This is a genomic window from Kordia sp. E (assembly GCF_056033805.1).
In genome coordinates this window covers 1,866,175-1,886,357 of record NZ_JBRASR010000002.1, presented here as the reverse complement: position 1 = coordinate 1,886,357, position 20,183 = coordinate 1,866,175, and the positions used below count along the sequence as shown (strand labels likewise).

General features: G+C 30.5%; 19 protein-coding genes. 13 read left to right on the top strand and 6 right to left on the bottom strand.

What is annotated here, in order from left to right; genetic code table 11:
- Nucleotides 1-198 precede the first annotated feature (198 nt).
- The gene (locus ACUUYC_RS11510; RefSeq protein WP_474265982.1) at nucleotides 199-447 is read right to left on the bottom strand and encodes a hypothetical protein; all 249 of its coding nucleotides are present in this window, start codon (nucleotides 445-447) and stop codon (nucleotides 199-201) included.
- Nucleotides 448-802: 355 nt separating this feature from the next.
- On the opposite strand from ACUUYC_RS11510, the gene ACUUYC_RS11505 reads away from it, so the two are divergent.
- From ACUUYC_RS11505 to ACUUYC_RS11480, 6 genes are all read left to right on the top strand, one after another.
- Nucleotides 803-2,578: a helix-turn-helix domain-containing protein gene (locus ACUUYC_RS11505; protein ID WP_474265981.1), complete on the top strand. Its 1,776-nt coding sequence runs from the start codon at nucleotides 803-805 to the stop codon at nucleotides 2,576-2,578.
- 93 nt (nucleotides 2,579-2,671) lie between these two features.
- The gene (locus ACUUYC_RS11500; RefSeq protein ID WP_474265980.1) at nucleotides 2,672-2,860 is read left to right on the top strand and encodes a hypothetical protein; all 189 of its coding nucleotides are present in this window, start codon (nucleotides 2,672-2,674) and stop codon (nucleotides 2,858-2,860) included.
- Between the two features lie 299 nt (nucleotides 2,861-3,159).
- The gene (locus ACUUYC_RS11495; protein WP_474265979.1) at nucleotides 3,160-4,869 is read left to right on the top strand and encodes a helix-turn-helix domain-containing protein; all 1,710 of its coding nucleotides are present in this window, start codon (nucleotides 3,160-3,162) and stop codon (nucleotides 4,867-4,869) included.
- 86 nt (nucleotides 4,870-4,955) lie between these two features.
- Entirely contained in the window at nucleotides 4,956-5,204 is a 249-nt protein-coding gene (locus ACUUYC_RS11490) for a hypothetical protein (RefSeq protein ID WP_474265978.1), read from the top strand.
- Nucleotides 5,205-5,626: 422 nt separating this feature from the next.
- Nucleotides 5,627-7,354, top strand: coding sequence for a tetratricopeptide repeat protein (locus tag ACUUYC_RS11485; RefSeq protein WP_474265977.1), 1,728 nt, complete (start codon nucleotides 5,627-5,629; stop codon nucleotides 7,352-7,354).
- Between the two features lie 561 nt (nucleotides 7,355-7,915).
- Nucleotides 7,916-8,182 (top strand): hypothetical protein, encoded by a 267-nt coding sequence (locus tag ACUUYC_RS11480; RefSeq protein ID WP_474265975.1) that lies wholly within the window; start codon nucleotides 7,916-7,918, stop codon nucleotides 8,180-8,182.
- A gap of 67 nt (nucleotides 8,183-8,249) precedes the next feature.
- Here ACUUYC_RS11480 and ACUUYC_RS11475 read toward each other — a convergent pair whose 3' ends face one another.
- The 5 genes from ACUUYC_RS11475 to ACUUYC_RS11455 form a co-directional block, all read right to left on the bottom strand.
- The gene (locus ACUUYC_RS11475; protein ID WP_474265974.1) at nucleotides 8,250-8,501 is read right to left on the bottom strand and encodes a hypothetical protein; all 252 of its coding nucleotides are present in this window, start codon (nucleotides 8,499-8,501) and stop codon (nucleotides 8,250-8,252) included.
- Nucleotides 8,502-8,665: 164 nt separating this feature from the next.
- Nucleotides 8,666-8,821, bottom strand: coding sequence for a hypothetical protein (locus tag ACUUYC_RS11470; protein ID WP_474265973.1), 156 nt, complete (start codon nucleotides 8,819-8,821; stop codon nucleotides 8,666-8,668).
- Between the two features lie 186 nt (nucleotides 8,822-9,007).
- Nucleotides 9,008-9,187: a hypothetical protein gene (locus ACUUYC_RS11465; RefSeq protein WP_474265972.1), complete on the bottom strand. Its 180-nt coding sequence runs from the start codon at nucleotides 9,185-9,187 to the stop codon at nucleotides 9,008-9,010.
- Between the two features lie 251 nt (nucleotides 9,188-9,438).
- The gene (locus ACUUYC_RS11460) at nucleotides 9,439-11,967 is read right to left on the bottom strand and encodes a DUF5686 family protein (RefSeq protein ID WP_474265971.1); all 2,529 of its coding nucleotides are present in this window, start codon (nucleotides 11,965-11,967) and stop codon (nucleotides 9,439-9,441) included.
- Between the two features lie 69 nt (nucleotides 11,968-12,036).
- Complete coding sequence (locus tag ACUUYC_RS11455) at nucleotides 12,037-13,014, bottom strand: pyruvate dehydrogenase complex E1 component subunit beta (RefSeq protein ID WP_474265970.1); 978 nt, start codon at nucleotides 13,012-13,014, stop codon at nucleotides 12,037-12,039.
- A gap of 346 nt (nucleotides 13,015-13,360) precedes the next feature.
- On the opposite strand from ACUUYC_RS11455, the gene ACUUYC_RS11450 reads away from it, so the two are divergent.
- The 7 genes from ACUUYC_RS11450 to ACUUYC_RS11420 all read left to right on the top strand — a co-directional run bounded on the left by ACUUYC_RS11450 (nucleotide 13,361) and on the right by ACUUYC_RS11420 (nucleotide 20,105).
- Nucleotides 13,361-14,107, top strand: coding sequence for an electron transfer flavoprotein subunit beta/FixA family protein (locus tag ACUUYC_RS11450; protein WP_474265969.1), 747 nt, complete (start codon nucleotides 13,361-13,363; stop codon nucleotides 14,105-14,107).
- 44 nt (nucleotides 14,108-14,151) lie between these two features.
- Nucleotides 14,152-15,120, top strand: coding sequence for an electron transfer flavoprotein subunit alpha/FixB family protein (locus tag ACUUYC_RS11445; protein WP_474265968.1), 969 nt, complete (start codon nucleotides 14,152-14,154; stop codon nucleotides 15,118-15,120).
- A 93-nt stretch (nucleotides 15,121-15,213) separates the two neighbouring features.
- Nucleotides 15,214-15,852 carry a bifunctional nuclease family protein gene (locus tag ACUUYC_RS11440; protein ID WP_474265967.1) on the top strand — a complete coding sequence of 213 codons (639 nt, stop codon included), beginning with the start codon at nucleotides 15,214-15,216 and terminating at the stop codon, nucleotides 15,850-15,852.
- A 13-nt stretch (nucleotides 15,853-15,865) separates the two neighbouring features.
- The gene (locus tag ACUUYC_RS11435) at nucleotides 15,866-17,581 is read left to right on the top strand and encodes a NupC/NupG family nucleoside CNT transporter (RefSeq protein ID WP_474265966.1); all 1,716 of its coding nucleotides are present in this window, start codon (nucleotides 15,866-15,868) and stop codon (nucleotides 17,579-17,581) included.
- Nucleotides 17,582-17,695: 114 nt separating this feature from the next.
- Complete coding sequence (locus tag ACUUYC_RS11430) at nucleotides 17,696-18,520, top strand: thymidylate synthase (RefSeq protein WP_474265965.1); 825 nt, start codon at nucleotides 17,696-17,698, stop codon at nucleotides 18,518-18,520.
- A 25-nt stretch (nucleotides 18,521-18,545) separates the two neighbouring features.
- Nucleotides 18,546-19,406, top strand: a complete 861-nt coding sequence (locus ACUUYC_RS11425; RefSeq protein WP_474265964.1) for an energy transducer TonB — start codon at nucleotides 18,546-18,548, stop codon at nucleotides 19,404-19,406.
- A 105-nt stretch (nucleotides 19,407-19,511) separates the two neighbouring features.
- A complete protein-coding gene (locus ACUUYC_RS11420; protein ID WP_474265962.1) occupies nucleotides 19,512-20,105 on the top strand; it encodes a GNAT family N-acetyltransferase in 594 nt (197 codons plus the stop codon).
- Nucleotides 20,106-20,183 lie beyond the last annotated feature (78 nt).

Sequence of the window (20,183 nt, the reverse complement as noted above, 5' to 3'; positions counted from 1 at the left end):
CCTTCTTTATGAGTCTTGATAGATTTTCCCCATACAAAAGTATACCGATACTAGGTAGTAAAAGACTTAACTGATCTTGATTGTAGGTTTTGAAAATGACTTTTCTGCTCCTTCTTAAAGTTATGAATTACTTCAAAAAATTGCAAAAAAAGACTGCCTTTTAAGACAGCCTCCTCTTTTTTCATCGTTACTTTATTTTTAACAAATCCCTGCTCCTGGACAAGAAATTGTAGGTTCACAAGCTAAACCTGTTGCTGGTCCTGTTGTTCCACCACCACAAGTTCCATCATTAGAAGGGTTTGGACAGTTTGCATCATGTGTTGGGCAACAAATTCCTACTGGATGACAAGATTCTGTTTTGAACCCTCCAATTAAAGAATTTTGTGTTCTTAAGTTAGAGATCGATTTCTTGTTAAGCGAAAGACTTGTTAAGCTCTTTTTTTTCATAATTAATGTATTTTGAAAGTTAATAATTTAGAATAAAACTAACAGTAAAATATAGCTCTCACAACTAAAGCAATCTATGATTCGTCGATTATCGGTAGTAAATTTGATCAGTAATTTCAGTGATATTGAAGTGTTTTCAAAAAAAACAAATAAATCGTTTCAAAAATGTAGTTGTATAATATTTTATTAGATTTGTGTAAGACTTTAGTTTTTTCAATTGTTCGTAATTTTCATCATAATTAATCGTTCTATTTCTGTCTTATATAATTTTTAACGTAACATTTTAAAAAAAGTTAATACGTATAGTTGTAAATAACATGTCTACTTGTTAGTCTTTAAAACCTATCTCTATTTTATGTCTTATGCATTTCCTCCAGCATTTTTAAAAAACATTTTATATTTTTTCATTTTCATTTCATCATTAACAGTCTATACACAAGAAAAAGATTCGTTGCAGATTTATTCTTATGAAAAATTAGATAGCTTGTTTGACAACAGTTACTCTAAAAATATTTTACAGTCGAAAAAGTATGCTGAAATTTATTTAAAAAAGGCTCTCGAAGAAAATAATTATATTCAACAAGGGAAAGCATATAAAAAACTAGCTGTTTCAGAAGCTAGACAAGATCATTTTGATCTTGCTCATAAATTTATAGATAGTGCTATCCTTTTGAGTAAAGAAAAAATTAAGGATAATGATTTAATAAGTGATTTTTTAAACTATAAAGGAATCGTTTATTATAACGCTGTAGATTATCAAAATGCTATAAAACTCTATATTGAAGCTTCTGGGCTCCAAAAAGGAAATAGAGACTCTCAAATAAACATAGACATTGCTCACAATATTGCAATTTTAAAATCAAATGTTGGAGATGAAGAAGAAGCTAAACAAATATTTAAAAATAATTATAATTTATATACATCTTTAGAAAAAAATAATTCTAAATCTTTTAGTACATTTTCATACGTAGGAACTTTAATTGCATTAAGTGACACATACTTAGATGAGGCTATTGAAACAAAAGAAATCAATCTTAAAAATAGGCTTCTTGATTCTGCAACATACTATAATAACATAGGCTTTGAAAAAAGTGAAAAATATAATGACACTGATGGATATAATTACTTTTTAATTAGAAAAGCTATTATTGCTTTTGAAAAGGAGTCTTATTCAAAAGCTATTATTGATTTTAACTTAGCATTGCAGAAAGCAAACAAAATTGACCAAACTAGCACACTGACTACTATTTATTTTTATTTAGCAAAATGTAATCAAAAATTAGATAATTTGAATGAATCTATTCTTTTTTATAAAAAATTAGATTCCATTTCTAATGCAGATACAGAACAGTCAATATATCTACCAGAAACATATTTAGCTTTAGCCAACTTGTACAAGAAAAAATTAGATGCAGACAACGCGTTAAGGTATTATGATTTATATGCAGAAATTGATAAAATTAATGATAAAAAAACAATTGAAATACGAAAAAAAATACATGAAAAATATGATCTTGATTTATTAGAAGAGGAAATTCAAGAATTAAAGAAAGACAATAAAATGAATTATACAAAAGCGTTAATCATTATTGTTTTCTTAATTTTTATTTTTTTAATATTTGTAATAAATAGTCGAAAGAAACAACGTAAAAACCGTTTAGTTTTTGAAGATCTAATAAAACAATTGGAAGTCAAGAAAAAAGAAAGTTTAGAAAGAGTGGTTATTAAAAAAGAGGTTAAATCAAAAATAACTATTGATGAAGAAAAAATTCAGACGATATTAATTGCGCTTGAAAAATTTGAACAGAAAAAACAGTATTTAGATATCAATTGTGATTTAGCATTTGTTGCTAAAAAAGTAAAAACAAATAAAGCCTATTTATCCAAAGTAATTCATTCTGAAAAACAACAAAAATTCATTCAGTATATTACTACCTTACGGATTGATTATGCTTTAGAAAAACTAAAAGAAGATAGGTTATTTCGCTCTTATGATATTAAATCTATAGCTTCTGAATTAGGGTTTAAATCATCCGATTCGTTCTCAAGAGCCTTCAAAAACAAAACGGGCATTTACCCATCTTATTATATTAAAAACATCAATAAAATCAACACTTCAGAAAACAAATAACAAACCATAATTATCGAATTATGGCTTCATTCTTTTTGTTTTTTGTAGTTCCCTACATAGTTTTGAACTTTTAATAATTAAAAATGTATTCGCATGAAAAAAAATAGAAAATTAAATTTGAAAAAGACTAATATTGCTAATATCAGCACGCAACTTTCATTAAATGGTGGACAGGATCAAACCACTTACATCTCAATATTTAATCTTTGTAAAACCAAACGAGCTAATGGTTCTTCAATTGATCCAGGTGTTGCTTGTAACATTCCAACTGAATGTAGATAATTTATCAAAAATTGAAGTAAAAAGCGCATCAACTAAGTTGATGCGCTTTTTTATTTTAACCTTATTTAGAAATTATTAGCAACTTATAATTTAACATGTAAAATGTTGTTTACCATAAAAAGGGAATTATCATTTAACAATATTTTGTTAGATTTGTCATAGACCTTAGCTTTTTCAATTGTTAGTGATGTTCATCACAATCAATCGTATACTCATATTTTTACATTTTTAATTTTATGTCTCTGTCCATTCCCTCAAAACACATAAAGTGTATTGTGCTTTTATTGTTTCTCTTCTTGATGCAAAATTCCTTTTCACAAGAGAAAGATTCATTGCAAAATTATTCTGATAAAGAGCTAGTTAATCTTTATCGCACTACATTGTTTGCTGATATAAATACTGCTAAAGTGTATGCCGACAGATTATTTAAAAATGCTACAGATGCAAATGATACTACTAAAATTCATGAAGCATATAAACGCAATGCCATTATAGAAGGTAAATTTGGGAATTATGAAAAAGCATTAGATTTTATAGATAAATCAAAACAGATCGCGACCGAAGACTTAAAAGATCGAGCAATGGAAATGTCTTCTGTATATCTAAAAGGAAAGATTTTTTATGATTTTGGAAAGTATAAAAAGGCATTTGAACATTACACAATAGCTTTCGATTATTATGCAGATACTAATAAATTCATGGCGTATGTTACGTCACATAATATAGCATTGATAAAAAATGTACTTGGAGATCAAAATGGTGCCATAAAAACACTAAAGAAAAATTATACAGAATATAACCAAGCTACAACTGAAGAAGCTAAAAATTTTAGTACCGTTTTTCATGCAAATACAATATTAGCATTATGTGATTCATATCTACGTTTAGCAATAAATACGGAGGATATCAATAAGAAAGAAATATACTTAGATTCTGCAACAACTTATAACCAAATTGGATTTAAGGAAACAAAACGAATAGGCGACAATTATGGATATTCTCTTTTTTTAGCTGAAAAAGGAATGATTAGTTCTGAAAGAGGTCAGTATACTAAAGCTGTTGAAGAAATCAATATTGCGTACAAAGAAATAGTTGAGCAAAATATAAAAGATTGGTTACCAAGTATATTTTATTATAAAGGAATTAGTTATTATAAACTGGGAAAAGAAGAAGAAGCTATTGATCTTTTTAAAAAAGTAGATTCTGTTTCACAAAAAAATGCAACAAATTATCCTATCCTTCAAAAAACCTATTATTTATTGGGTAAAATATATACTGATAGAGACGATCAGAACAATATTGCAAAGTATCAAGGTTTATATATAAAAAATGATCAAATCAATAAACATGTAACGAAAAGTGTCATCGATGGAATTCATAGAAGTTATGATATAAAAAACTTAGAAGCACAAATTAAAAAACTGATTTACAGTAAAAAAGAAGAAGAAGCAAACTTCAATGCTGCACTAACTGTAATTGTCATATTAATTTTTCTGTTTCTTATTTATTTGGTGTACAATAAAAATAAGCAACTCCAAAATCAACTAAAGTTTGATAAACTCTTGAGGGCGCTAGAAGCAAAAAAACAAGAAGTTCCAATTAAGAAAGAAAAGCCAAAACCTAGCTTAACTATTGATGAAGAACAAGTACAAAAAATTCTTTTTGAACTAGACAAATTTGAAGAAAAAAAACAATTCTTAAATGTAAATTGCAGTCTGGATTTTGTCGCTAAAAAAGTAAAAACAAACAAAGCCTACTTATCAAAAGTTATACATTCTGAAAAACAACAAAAATTCATTCAATATATAACCAATCTGCGTATTGATTATGCTTTAGAAAAACTAAAAGAAGACAACCTTTTTCGTTCATATGATATTAAATCACTTGCGACTGAATTAGGCTTTAAATCGCCAGATTCCTTCTCAAGATCCTTTAAGAGTAAAACTGGCATCTATCCTTCTTATTATATTAAAAACATCAATAAAATCAATAGTCAAGAAGACATATAACTACCTTCAATTCGATAATCATTGGGAACATTTTTTTGTTTTTAAGTATTACCCAAGTATTTTCGATTTCACTAAAACATATTGTTATGAAAAAACAAAAAAAATTAAATCTAGGTAAAATCAAAATTGCGGGAGTAAATAATAAGAACTCTATACTAGGAGGAGCCACAACGTACTGTTTGTCTGTGAATATATTTGTAGATACTTGCGACTGTCCCCAAGTAACAGACGCATGTGATTCTAGTCCAGCTAAAACATGTTCTGGTAACACCAGAGCTGAAACAGACCTTTGTACAAATACTACTAAAGGAAATGACGGTTCTCAGCAGTTTTAGACAAACTAGTTTTCCCTTAAATTAAACACATTTTAATTAAAAGCGCATAAATTTCTTTATGCGCTTTTTTTATCATCGCAACGCATTCCCCCAAAATTGTTTTTGATGACATATATTTTTTATTGGTTACAGTGTAAAACTAAGACGAAAAAATAGGGTGTACAATGAAAGTGAACCATGATTCGATAATTACAGGCTGTAAAAACACTTCTTTAAAATCTGTATACACCTAATAACAAGTAACTTAAAACACAATCAACTTATAACTAACAGCATTCACCACAGTATGTAGAATAAACTTTTATAAAGTAAAATTGAACATAGACATTTATACTTTTAGTAGTATTTAACTTAATTGATTGTTAGAATAACTCTATATTTAGTGACTAAATAGTCCATCTTTATAAACTATTCACTTTTACATGAACATAAAAAGCATATTCTACATCTTTAGTATTCTCTTTATTTCTTTTCCGACGCATGCTCAGAAAACAAATGATTCTTTAAAGGACATATCGTACGATTCTTTAGTAAGTTTATATAAACAATATCGTTCTCTAGATTTAGAGAAGACTAAGAAAATAACTTCAGCTTATTACGAAAAAGCAATTTTAGAGAAAAATGAAACTAAAATATCAGAAGGTGCTTTTTTAAATGCTAAGGCTTATGATGCATTGAGCAAACAAGATAGTGCTCACTATTTTATAGATATTTTTATTTCAAGAAGCCAAAAAGCAAATGATGATGAAAATTATGCGAGTGGAATTTACAAGAAAGGTGTTATTTATTATAATTCAAGAGATTTTAATGAGGCTACTACTTATTACACAAAGGCCTATGAACTTATTAAAAATACGACTAAAAAACACAAACTAGCTATTATTTCAAATAGTTTTGGCTTGCTTAAAAATCAATTTGGGCAACGAAAAGAAGCACTTGCTTATTTTAAAAAGAGTCTCGCTTTTTTTGATCAAAATGTTACTGCAAAAGAAGCATTTAAGTTTAATTACCTCAATACACTTAATAACCTTAGTAATGTATATACTAATCTTTCAGAAGATTATCCTGAATTAAAAAAAGCATACTTAGATTCTGCAACATTTTATAATGAAATTGGCTTAAAAGAAAGTACAAAAGCGAAAGATTTAGAAATTAATACTTCTTTCTTAACAGTAAAAGGTATTATTTTTCAAAAACATGGAAATTTAAAAGAAGCACATGAATATTTTATAAAAGCCAAAAAGCAACTTAAAAAATCTTCGTTTAACAATCAATTAGCATTATTGCAATTATATATTGGAAAGAATTATTTTCTAAGCAAAGATTATGACACTGCAATTGACTATTTACTAAAAGTTGATACGCTTGCTGAAGAAAAAAAAATAACATCACCTTTTTTTCAAGAAACATATATTCTATTAGCACAATGTTATGAGAAAAAAAGTGATCAAGAAAATGAACTAAAATATTATAAACGTTATAAAGAAAAGGATGCCAAAAATGATCAGGCTGCTCTAAAAATCTCAGAAAAAATATCCCGTCAATATTATATTCCTTCTTTAAAAGATAAAATTAATCAACTTGAAAATCAGTCAACAGAACAGATAAAACGATCTAAAATATTATTCTACATTAGTTTAGGGCTGCTTTCTTTATTAGCAATTGGCTTTTTACTGTATAGAAACCGTATTAAAAAACACAAGAAAAGTTTCAATGCAATTTTAGAAAAACTCAAGAAAACAGAAAGTACTGCTTCCAATGAAGAGACTACTCCATCGTATACGATAACGGATGAAAATATTGTGAAAATTTTACAAGGTTTGAAAAAGTTTGAAGAGAAGAAATTGTTTTTACAGAAAAACTGTACCATCAATTTTGTCGCAAAGAAAATTCATACCAACAAAACATATTTATCAAGAACATTACAATCGCACAAGCAGAAAAAGTTCGTACAATACATTACCGACTTACGAATTGATTATGGATTGTCTCAATTAAAAAACGACACCAAATTTAGAGCGTATGATGTTAAATCGATTGCTAGCGAATTAGGCTTTAACACTTCAGAATCTTTCGCGAAAGCCTTTAAAAAACGTACTGGAATTTATCCTTCTTTTTATATCAAAAACTTAAATAAATTAAAAGACTAACAACTTAATTTACAAGTCGTTTTTGCGCAATTACGACTTATAAGTCTTTGTATTACCTAATATTTGGAACTAGTTTTGAAAGTATAAACACAGTATATGAAAAAACATAGAAAATTAGATCTAAGGAAACTAAGTGTAGTTAAACTTACAAATACATCAAATATTGTTGGCGGAATTAAACAACTCAAGCCAACTGCGATTACCTTGACACAATAAAAGTTACATCAGTGACTGTTGGCGTGAATTCTTGCCTTGATACTGGATGTAATAATCAAACTTATGAATTTAACACATGTAACCATCAAGGTACTTTAGAAACACGCAATGGTAACTCGTTAATAAAATTTACTGATGATACGTAGAGTTCTATTTAAAGACAATACGTATTTGAATAACACCAAATACCTAGATAATTTTCATTAATAATTTATCAAATGAAGAAAAAAACGCCAATGAAAACAACGAACACAAATCGTGATTTCGCAAAAACGACTTATAACCCTTTGTCCCTATAAATATTTGGCAATCATTTTAAAGCATAAACTGTAAACATATTATGACATGAAGAAATATAAAAAGTTAAACCTTAGAAAATTTAAAATTGCAAAATTAGCAAATACATTTAGCATAAAAGGTGGTGTTATCACAAATGATGCTGCTTGCGGTGTAGGCACTACCGAAATTCCAGATGACATAACTATTGGAGCTTATTCGTGTGCGGATACTATGTGTTATAATCAAACACATGAGTTTCATACTTGTGAGGAAGCTGGCACTATAGAAACACGTACTGGCGACTCGCTAATAAAATTGACTGATAATCAGTAAAAACAAAGAGACTGAACTTAAATGATTACCATTTAGATTCAGTCTCTTTTATTTTTTCATTGAGTTACTACAGACAAAATACACAAGTTTCTCCACAAGTGTTTTTCTGAGACTCTCCACATTGTCCTAATATATCTGTTGGACAAATGTTACTTGCACCTCCACATTCTACATCGCAAGATTGTGAACCAGCATCACAATTCGTATCATTAGTTCCTGGACAGAAATATGAAAACCAACCACCTGTTACTTCATTTCTACTTAAATTAGAAACCATTTTCTTGTTTAAGCTTAAAACATTTACTTTTCTTTTTTTCATGATATTTGAATTTTGTAAGATTAAAAAATAATTAGGGTAGATAAATCATAGAAGAACATTTTATCAAAAAAAAGGCATAGTGAAAGTTTCCAAAATCATCTAAACTTCATTTAATAGTTAATATTCCTTAGATTTATAAAAGCACTATTCAGAGAAATAATGATTTATTCACCACAAGCTGTTTGATAGAACCTAGAAATACATCCATCATTACAACGACTAAGTGCAGATGCTCTATAACCTCCAGTTACTTCATTAGAATTGAGTTTTGAAACCATTTTTTTGTTTAAGCCCAATGCATTTACTTTTCTATTTTTCATGATATTAAATTTAGTAAGATTAAAAAATAATTAGAATATATAAACCATCTAAAAAGTGTCCTATCTAAAGTATTTATGATGATTTATTAAATTGTGAAACTATAAATTGATTTTATATAGTTTTAAAAAAAATACTTATATCGCGGTCTAATAAATGATTTCAACTTATTAAACTCACATTAAATATTAAGGTAATAATGGATCTTCTGGAGCAGGACAAAAGTCTCCGCAACTATATACTAATACAATGTTACCGTTAACTCTAATCATTGACGGTCTTAATCCTCCAGAATGTTTAGTAGCTTTTAAATTACTAATCACGCTTTTCTTTAATTCTAAACCTTTAATAGATCTCTTTTTTTTCATAATGAAAATTTTAAATTATTCATGATTCAAATGTATTAGTCAGTTTGAATATTTCCAACAAAAGAACGTCGGATTTGCGCAAATTCGATTTCTATTTATTTAATAAAAATAGATTCAAACACTTAATAATCAGCATCTTAATTCTATAAAACTTCAATAAAAGCAGATCACTTTATGAATAGTGTAAATAAATAAAAACGGTCATAATTTTACAATTATGACCGTTTATTTATATGATAAAATATGGTTTTCTAGAAATGAAATCCGAATGCGCCTGTGACTCCAAATTGTCGTGCATCAATGTTATTTTTGTAGTTTCCACGGAAGTTAAAATCAATTCGAAAAACTTTAAAAATATTCCCGATTCCGAGTGAATATTCCCAATAGATTTGATCATTTGGCGCAATTCCTTGCGGAGTAATACTACTAAATGGTAAACTTTGAAATGCTGGTGTATTCATGGCAACATTTTCATTTGAAATTTTTCCCCAAACACCTCTAATTCCAATGATTTCTCTTAAGTTCAATTTACGTAATAACGGAATTCTTGAAAATATACGTCCATTAAAATTATGTTCAATATGTAATGATGTATACGTATCTGTTACAAATTCATAATAATTTAATTGTGAAAATGAATTATAGATAGAAAAATATGCTTGATTTCCTGGAACAACACTTAACAAACTTAATGGAACATCTCCAAATGTTTTTCCTGCTTCTAAGGTTGCATATGTACGTCCAAAACCTCCTAACTGGAATGGTTGTCTGTAAAATAATTGAAACTTAGAATAATTGAAATCACTATTAAATAACCCTTCAATTCCTCTACTATAGTTTAAGAATATTCTAGGAAAATCATCATTCACAACTTTTCGTTCTACACCATGACGAATTGTTTTTTTTCCAGGTGTCATATCTATAGAGAAACTCAGTTCTGCTTGTGTTAATTCATCTGCAATTCCTGTTGGTGAATTTGGATTTATATACGAAAGGCTAAAAGTTTCTGGAGAAGCCGATTTTGTCGTTTTATAAGAACTTCCTATACGTAATGTAATGTTTTTCCAAGGTTCCATTTGTACAGCAAACGTAGATAAATTTACATCGGTTAATCGGTCACTATTTCCATTCGCAAATAATGCTGAAGAAGCAAAACTTCTACCAAGAACATCATCATTTGTTGTTAGGCTAACTCCTGTTTGTTCTACATCACGACGATTTCCTCCCGAAATCATCAATCTGTTTTTTGGGTTTAATAACCATTTTCCAGAAATTCCATATTTGAATTTATTATCCTTAAAACCATAAGCTCCATATCCTTCAATTCTCCATTTGTCATTTGGTCCAAAATAGGTTCTTCCTCCTGCACGCAAACGAACTCCTTCTACATCATTAAATCCGAATGTTGAAAAAATTGGTCCGTAATCAAGGTTATACTTATCAAACTCTACATAACCAGAAGCTAATATAGAAGCCAAACTATACAAACGTTTAAACTTCGGAACCGTCTTTAAAGTGTCTAACATTTTGTACACACCTTTTTCGTCCTTGTTTAATTTCTCTAAACGGTTTGCATCCCAAAAAGCTTCATCACGCTCGTAAATTTCTTCATTAAACGGATTAATCTCTTGATTATAAAATTCAGGAGATTTTTCTTGATCAAACACATAGTTTTCATATAACGTTGTACGTTTTCCGTATACACCTTTAGATTTTTCTTTTTTGTTTAAAGCAAAATCAGACAGCATATAATCGCGTTTCAACAAGAAAACTGAATCATTAACTACATCAAACTCTTGTTCAATGTAAATTTCTTTTACCCAGTTAATATTAGCACTTTTACTTGCTTGAAGGTTTATTTTCTTAATGGCAAACGTGGAATCATTCACCCAAAAATCACCTTTAAATGTCAATTCATTTTTACGTCGTGGATAAAATATAATATTGTAGCAATATTTATTGTCAATATATGCTGTATCGGCCAATACATAATTATACGTATTGATTCCTGTTCGTGATAATGGACTTGTAAAACTCTTATCAAAAAACTTTAAATAATTATCATAAATATCATATTCAGCATACAAATCTTTGATGAAAGCAGTAATAGTTTCATTACTACTAAAACCTGAATTTTTATTTCCAATAAGATCTTCTTTGACTTTGTTTTTCACATTATCTCCATAGACCTTGGAAACAGCTTCATTGATAAATATTGGCAAGTATGTTTTCCCTGTAATTCTTGAAGTATCAAGCTCTTGAAAGATAAATTCCATCCCACGAAACAATCTACTTTTCATCATGGCGCTATCTATCGTATTCAAATCAAACTCTACCTTTTCGTATTTATCATACGCATATTGTTTAAATTGATTGACACCATTGAAACGTTTTCGTTTCCAAATTTTTCGTAGAATATCAATTGCAGGATTGTTCTTTTTAGATTGTTTTCCAGAGACAATAACTACAGCTTTTAGTTTTTGCCCTTCTTCAAGAACAATTTCCATTTTATAGTTTACGCGTTTCTCTAACTTAATTTCTTTTGTCGTAAAACCTATAAAAGAAATGACGACTATATCATACGTTTTATCTGATTCTAGATAAAATCGTCCATCTTCGTTACTAATGGTTCCTTGAATTGAATTTTTAAATACAACATTCGCAAATGGTACAGGCTCGCCCGACTCATCTTTGATTACTCCACTTACTTTTGTCTGTGAATATCCTGTGTAACAAAATAAAAGGGCTAAAAAACAATATAGTATAGTCTTCAAATTCATGTGTTTTTAAAAACAAAAACTTCATCAACAAATATGCCGATGAAGCTTTTTTTATGTTAAATGTACGTTTTACTTGTACATAACTTTTTTTACAGCTTTAATTACGTCATTTTTATTTGGCAACCATTCTTCCAACAAAACTGGAGAATATGGTGCTGGCGTATCCGCTGTATTTATTTTTTGTATCGGTGCATCTAAGTAGTCAAATGCTTGTGCTTGCACTTGGTATACAATTTCAGTAGAAACATTTCCAAAAGGCCAAGCTTCTTCTAAAATAACCAATCTATTTGTTTTCTTTACAGAAGTCAAAATAGCATCATGATCCATTGGACGTATTGTTCTTAAGTCAATAACTTCACAAGAAATTCCTTCAGCAGCCAATTCATCAGCAGCTTTGTAAGCTTCTTTAATTATTTTCCCAAAAGAAACAATCGTTACATCACTTCCTTCACGTTTAATATCGGCAACTCCTAATGGAATTGTGTATTCACCTTCAGGAACTTCTCCCTTGTCTCCATACATCTGCTCAGATTCCATAAAAATTACTGGATCATCATCTCTAATCGCAGTTTTTAATAAACCTTTTGCATCGTATACATTAGAAGGAACAACAACCTTTAAACCTGGGCAATTTGCAAACCAACTTTCAAATGCTTGTGAATGCGTTGCAGCCAGTTGCCCTGCAGAAGCTGTAGGACCGCGAAATACAATTGGAATATTTAATTGTCCGCCAGACATTTGACGCATCTTTGCAGCATTATTTATGATTTGATCAATTCCTACCAATGCAAAGTTAAATGTCATGAATTCAATAATAGGTCTGTTTCCGCCCATTGCTGATCCAACTCCAATTCCTGCAAAACCTAATTCTGCAATTGGTGTATCTATTACACGATCTGCACCAAACTCGTCAAGCATTCCTTTGGAAGCCTTGTATGCTCCATTATATTCGGCAACTTCTTCTCCCATTAAATAAATGCTATCGTCTGTTCGCATCTCTTCGCTCATAGCTTCAGCTACCGCTTCTCTAAACTGTATTGTTTTCATACAATTGTTGTTATTTTAAAAAAGTGAAAAACAAAAATAACAATTAATTCCAAAAATGGGAATTACACAATCAAACATTTTGCAAAGTCATGTGATTTTATGATATCTTTAGGAAAATAAACAAATTTTAAAGAATTCTTAATCAAAATAAAAAAGATATATTCAAGTTCATTATTATAAAATAATGATGAATTACACTAAAAAACACTCAAAAATTACAGATAGTTGAACAAATTAAACTAAAAACAAAAAATAATTAAAATTTATTATGCGCGCATAATATTTTTAGAGAAATTATCTGTATCTTCGTAAAAAATTTCAAAAACACTCAAAATATATAATACCAATGAAAATATTAGTATGTATTAGTCATGTTCCTGACACTACTTCAAAGATCAATTTTACAGAAGGAGATACTAAATTTGATACCAATGGTGTACAATTTGTAATTAACCCAAATGATGAGTTTGGATTGACGCGTGCAATGTGGTTCAAAGAAAAGCAAGGAGCATCTGTAGATGTTGTTAATGTAGGAGGCGCAGAAACTGAACCAACACTACGTAAAGCATTAGCTATTGGAGCTGATGGCGCTATCCGTGTAAATGCAGAAGCAACAGACGGATTTTTTGTTGCGAAACAATTAGCAGCTGTAGCAAAAAATGGTGGTTATGATTTAGTAATTGCAGGAAGAGAATCAATTGATTACAATGGAGGAATGGTTCCTGGAATGTTAGCAGAATTAATTGATGCTAATTTTGTAAATAACTGTATCAGCTTAGATATTGATGGAACTGCTGCAAAAGCAATTCGTGAAATTGATGGCGGAAAGGAAACATCTAATACATCATTACCATTAGTAATTGGTGGGCAAAAAGGATTGGTTGAAGAAAGTGACTTACGTATTCCAAACATGAGAGGAATTATGATGGCACGTAAAAAACCTTTAACGGTTGTTGATGCTGCAGATACTGGAAAAGAAACTACTGTTGTGAAATTTGAAAAGCCAGCGCCAAAAGGAGCTGTAAAACTAGTTGATGCAGATAACATTGATGAATTAATCAACTTACTTCACAACGAAGCAAAAGTGATTTAATCATCTTTTAATGTTTCAATTATTTAATCTTTAAATTAGAAAAAATGTCAGTTTTAGTATATACAGAATCAGATCAAGGAAAACTTAAAAAAGCAGCTTTTGAAGTTGCTTCATATGCAAAAGAAGTTGCAAATCAATTAGGAACAACTGTGACAGCAGTTGCCATCAATGCAGACGATGCTTCTACATTAGGAACATACGGTGTAGACAAAATATTAAATGTATCTGCAGATAACTTAAAAGACTTTAGTGCCAAAGCATACGCATCAATTGTACAACAAGCAGCTCAAAAAGAAGATGCCAAAGTTGTCATTGTAAGTTCAAGTGCAGATAGTAAAACATTAGCGCCAGGTTTAGCTGTTGCTTTAGATGCAGGTTATGCTTCTAATGTAGTAGCTGCACCAACAAGTACAAGCCCATTTACAGTAAAAAGAACGGCATTTACAAACAAAGCGTTCAGTTTTACAGAAATCAATACAGATGTAAAAGTTGTTGGAGTTTCTAACAATGCTTTCGGATTGGTTGAGAATTCTGGTGCCGCTGCTGCGGAATCATTCTCTCCAAACCTAGATGACTCATTATTTGGAGTAAAAGTTGAAAACGTAGATAAAGTAACTGGAAAAGTTACAATTGCTGATGCAGATGTTGTAGTTTCAGCTGGAAGAGGATTAAAAGGCCCAGAAAATTGGGGAATGGTTGAAGAGTTAGCAGATGTTTTAGGCGCTGCAACAGCTTGTTCAAAGCCAGTTTCTGATTTAGGATGGAGACCACACGGAGAACATGTTGGACAAACTGGAAAGCCAGTTGCATCAAACTTATACATTGCAATCGGAATCTCTGGAGCCATTCAGCATTTAGCTGGAATCAATGCTTCTAAAGTAAAAGTTGTTATCAATACAGATGCTGAAGCACCTTTCTTTAAAGCGGCTGATTACGGTGTTGTTGGAGATGCTTTTGAAGTTGTACCACAACTAATCGAAAAATTGAAAGAATTTAAAGCAAATAACGCATAATTTTTTTTAAATTGTGCCCAACTAAGGGCTGTCTAAAATAGGTAATTCCTTCTTTTAGACAGCCTTTTTTTATGTTCACGCATTCACAAACAGATGAGTTTAGTAAAACTAAATATTAAAGGAATTTCATACAGTCAAACACAAAATGGAGCTTATGCGCTTATTTTGAATGAAGTTGATGGAGATCGAAAACTACCTATTGTCATTGGTGCTTTTGAAGCCCAATCTATTGCTATTGCGCTGGAAAAAGAGATAAAACCTCCGCGACCATTGACACATGACCTTTTCAAAAATTTTGCAGATCGATTTGATATTGTTGTAAAACAAGTCATCATACACAAACTAGTTGATGGGGTTTTCTATTCAAGTATTATTTGCGAACGCGATAAGATTGAAGAAATTATAGACGCTAGAACTTCCGATGCAATAGCTTTAGCACTGCGTTTTGATGCGCCAATTTTCACTTACAAAACAATATTAGACAAAGCTGGGATTTTCTTAAAACTAACTTCAAGCGAAGAAGATGAAAATACAGAAAAAGAAAGTATTGTTGTAGACGAGTTATTTACAGAAGAAGAAGCTGAAATTATTGAAAACAATCCCGATAACGGACTTAAAACACTTTCACTTCAAGAATTATACAATATGTTAGATGGAGCTGTTGCTGATGAAGATTATGAAAAAGCAGCTAGACTTCGTGACGAGATTTCCAATAGAGAAGACAAAAAATAAAACCCATATTCATATGCAAAAATTTGTAGCAAGTATTCTTACTATTTTTTGTGTGCTTTTTAGTATAAATGCACAAGAAATTGATGGTACATGGAACTTTAGTAGTATTCAAAATTCGTTAGGCGAAAATATCATTTCAACTACCCAAAACGATAAACTCACACTTAACAAAGGAGAATTTCAGTATCAACTTGCAGCAAAAGACAACTTAAAAGCTAGCGGGGACTATATTCACCAGAATAAATTGTTGGTATTTTATTATAACCAACCATCGGATACCATTCGCAAATACAAAATCACAACACTTACAGATTCTACATTAGTATTTATAGAAAAAGGTGTTTCATATCATTTTGAAAAAGAAAAACAAACAAAAGACGTTGTCACAACAAATACAGATACTGAAGTATCTAAAATTATCCCAAGTACAGGACCGAGTTCTACTAGTATACTAAGAGGTATTTTAGGAATGTTTGTGTTACTCATAATTGCTTTTTTATTTAGTAGTAATCGAAAAGCCATCAATTGGAGAACAGTTGGTTTAGGACTTGCTTTTCAGCTAATCATCGCTATTGGTGTACTAAAAGTTGGATTTGTAAAAACTGGATTTGAAGCTATTGGAAAATTATTTATTGAAATATTAGAATATACCAAAGCGGGAAGTGAATTCTTATTTGGTGGTATGATGAATGTTGAATCGTTCGGTTTCATCTTTGCATTTCAAGTATTACCAACAATTATTTTCTTCTCAGCACTAACCTCTGTATTGTTTTATTTAGGCATTATTCAATTCATTGTCAAAGGAATGGCAAAAGTATTGACAAAACTATTAGGGATTTCTGGAGCAGAAAGTTTATCCGTTGCCGGAAATATCTTTTTAGGTCAAACAGAAGCGCCGCTATTAGTTAAAGCATATTTAGAAAAAATGACACGTTCCGAAATCTTGCTTGTCATGATTGGAGGAATGGCAACCGTTGCCGGAGCTGTATTGGCAGCTTATATTGGATTTTTAGGTGGCGATGATCCAGCTTTAAAATTAATTTACGCAAAGCACTTATTAGCTGCTTCTGTAATGGCAGCACCAGGTGCAATTGTTATCTCTAAAATATTATATCCACAACAAGAAAAAATAGATAATGATGTAAAGGTTTCGCAAGAAAAAATAGGTTCAAACATTTTAGATGCTATTGCAAATGGAACTACAGAAGGGTTAAAACTTGCTGTAAATGTTGGTGCAATGTTATTAGTTTTCGTAGCCTTTATAGCTATGATAAACGGAATTTTTGGCTGGATTGGTGATGTTACCACATTAAACGATTGGATGGCTGCAAACACTCCTTATCCTAAGTTTTCACTAGAAGCTATCTTAGGAACTGTATTTGCTCCATTAATGTGGTTAATTGGTGTTGCGAAAGAAGATATGATGCTGATGGGACAATTACTCGGAATCAAATTAGCTGCAAGTGAATTTATTGGATACATTCAGTTAGCAGAATTAAAAAATGTTGGGAACACTGTACATTTAACCTATGAGAAGTCAATTATAATGGCAACGTATATGTTATGTGGTTTTGCCAACTTTGCTTCTATCGGAATTCAAATTGGTGGAATTGGCTCTTTAGCGCCAGGACAACGTAAAACACTATCTGAATTTGGAATTAAAGCCTTAATTGGAGGAACAATTGCTTCTTTAATTTCTGCTACAATTGCAGGAATGTTGATTGGATAACACACGGTTAATAACCTATTGATAAAATACAAACGCTTTGGTCTATAATCAAAGCGTTTTTTTTATTTTTACATCCTACAAATTGTATTGCAATACTATTAAACAGAAATCATCATGAGACAATATTTAGACCTCGTAAAACATGTGCTTGAAAACGGAAATGAAAAAGGAGATCGTACAGGAACGGGAACAAAAAGTGTATTTGGACATCAACTACGTTTCGACTTAAGTGAAGGTTTCCCGATGGTAACAACTAAAAAATTACACTTAAAATCTATTATTCATGAGCTTTTATGGTTTATAAAAGGTGATACAAACATAAAGTATTTGCAAGAAAATGGAGTTCGTATTTGGAATGAATGGGCAGATGAAAATGGAGATTTAGGCCCCGTTTATGGACATCAATGGCGTAACTGGAATAGCGAAAGTATTGATCAATTATCAGAAGTAATTGAAACATTAAAAAACAATCCCAATAGTAGACGCATGATGGTTTCTGCATGGAATCCAAGTGTATTACCAAACACAAAAGTTTCTTTTAGTGAAAACGTAGCAAACGGAAAAGCAGCTTTACCACCATGTCATGCATTTTTTCAATTCTATGTAGCTGATGGAAAACTATCTTGTCAATTGTATCAACGAAGTGCTGATATATTTTTAGGTGTTCCTTTTAATATTGCTTCGTATGCATTATTAACAATGATGATGGCGAAAGTTTGTGGATATGAGTACGGAGATTTCATTCATACATTTGGAGATGCACATATTTATAGTAATCACTTTGAACAAGTACAATTACAACTTACAAGAGAACCTTATCCATTACCAACGATGAAAATTAATTCAGAAATCAAGAGTATTTTTGATTTTACTTTTGAGGACTTTGAATTGGTAAATTACCAGCATCATCCACGCATAAAAGGAGCTGTTGCAATTTAAAAATATTTCACTTTCATATATTTCTATGACTTATAAAAACCTTTTTGTATTAGTAGCATGCTTCTTTGCTACAGTAGTAACTGCTCAAAATAAAGGGCGAAAAAAATTAGTTGTTCCTGAGGCAACAACCATAGAAGGTTGTCAGTTTGAAGAAGATGTGTATCAATGTTCTGAAGAAAAATTGCAACGTGCCATTTTTCAGTTCTTAAAACCATCAGATGTTACAAATGTGGCAAATATTACCACGAAAGATACTATTTTTGTTAATATGCGCCTCGGTACCAATAAAGAGGGCAAAGTTCTTAAAAAACAATCTTCTTTAAAGTTTTACGAAAGTGAAATGAAGCCTCTAACAATTGAAGCAGCAACAGCAATAGAAGATTTCCAAATTGAATTGGCTCCTGTATCTAAAAAACGAAATAGTTTTATTAAAAAACACTTGTTTTTACAGATTGATCGGGAAAATAACGTATTCATTCCATTATATGATTACAACCCGGAACGAATTCCATTTAGCGGTCCTGAAGTTGGTGTCATCTATCCTGGGTGTAAAAGTGCAAAAACAAACAAAGAGAGAAAACGATGTATGTCTACTAAAATCTCACAAGTTATTGCAAAACGCTTTAACACGAGGTTAGCTACGAAATTAGATTTGAATGGTGTTCAAAGAATTTATGTCGTTTTTAAAATTAATTTACAAGGAAAACCTGTTGAAATACGTGCAAGAGGTCCGCATCCTGAGTTAGAAAAAGAAGCGATTAGAGTTGTTAAAAAACTTCCAAAAATGACTCCTGGTACTATTGAGAATATTCCTGTAAATGTAATGTATACGCTTCCAATTGTTTTTAATGTAGAAGGAAAGTCTTCAAAAAGGAAAAGAGGTTAATAAATCATTTTTCGAAACAATCAAATTCTAAAAAATTCTATATCAAATAACAAATGAATTTACAATAATGATTTGTAACTTAGGTATTCGAGGAATTTTACACATATGATATTATTAGATTTCAACAAAAACTATATTCTAGATAACGGATTTGTACAATTGCGTCCATTACAAATGGATGATTTTGAACATTTGCTTCGCTTCTCTTTAAAAGAACCCGAATTGTGGAAATATTCCTTAACACCAGCAGACGGAGAAGAAAATTTACGAAAATATATACAACAAGCAATTCAAGCTAGAATTGATAAAAAAGCATATCCTTTTATTGTATTTGACAAACGTTATAATACATATGCAGGTTGCACACGTTTTTATGATTTCCATCAACAACATCATGCAGCTTCATTAGGTTATACTTGGTATGGGAAAGAATTTCATGGTACAGGTTTAAACAAAAATTGCAAACTTTTATTACTCCAATTTGCTTTTGAACACATGAAGCTACAACGTGTAGAGTTTAGAGCTGATAACAACAACAAGCGCAGTATTGCTGCTATGAAGAGTATTGGCTGTAAAGAAGAAGGCATATTGCGAAGTAATTGTGCTTCACCAACTGGCAGACGCGATAGCATTGTACTAAGTATCTTAAAATATGAATGGTTTAGCGGCATTAAAAAAGAACTCCTTAAAAAATTATAGACCACTTTCTTCAGACGCTACTACCTGGTTTTCAACAATATTACTTGCGTAATTTTTAGCTATTTCAGAAAAATTAAA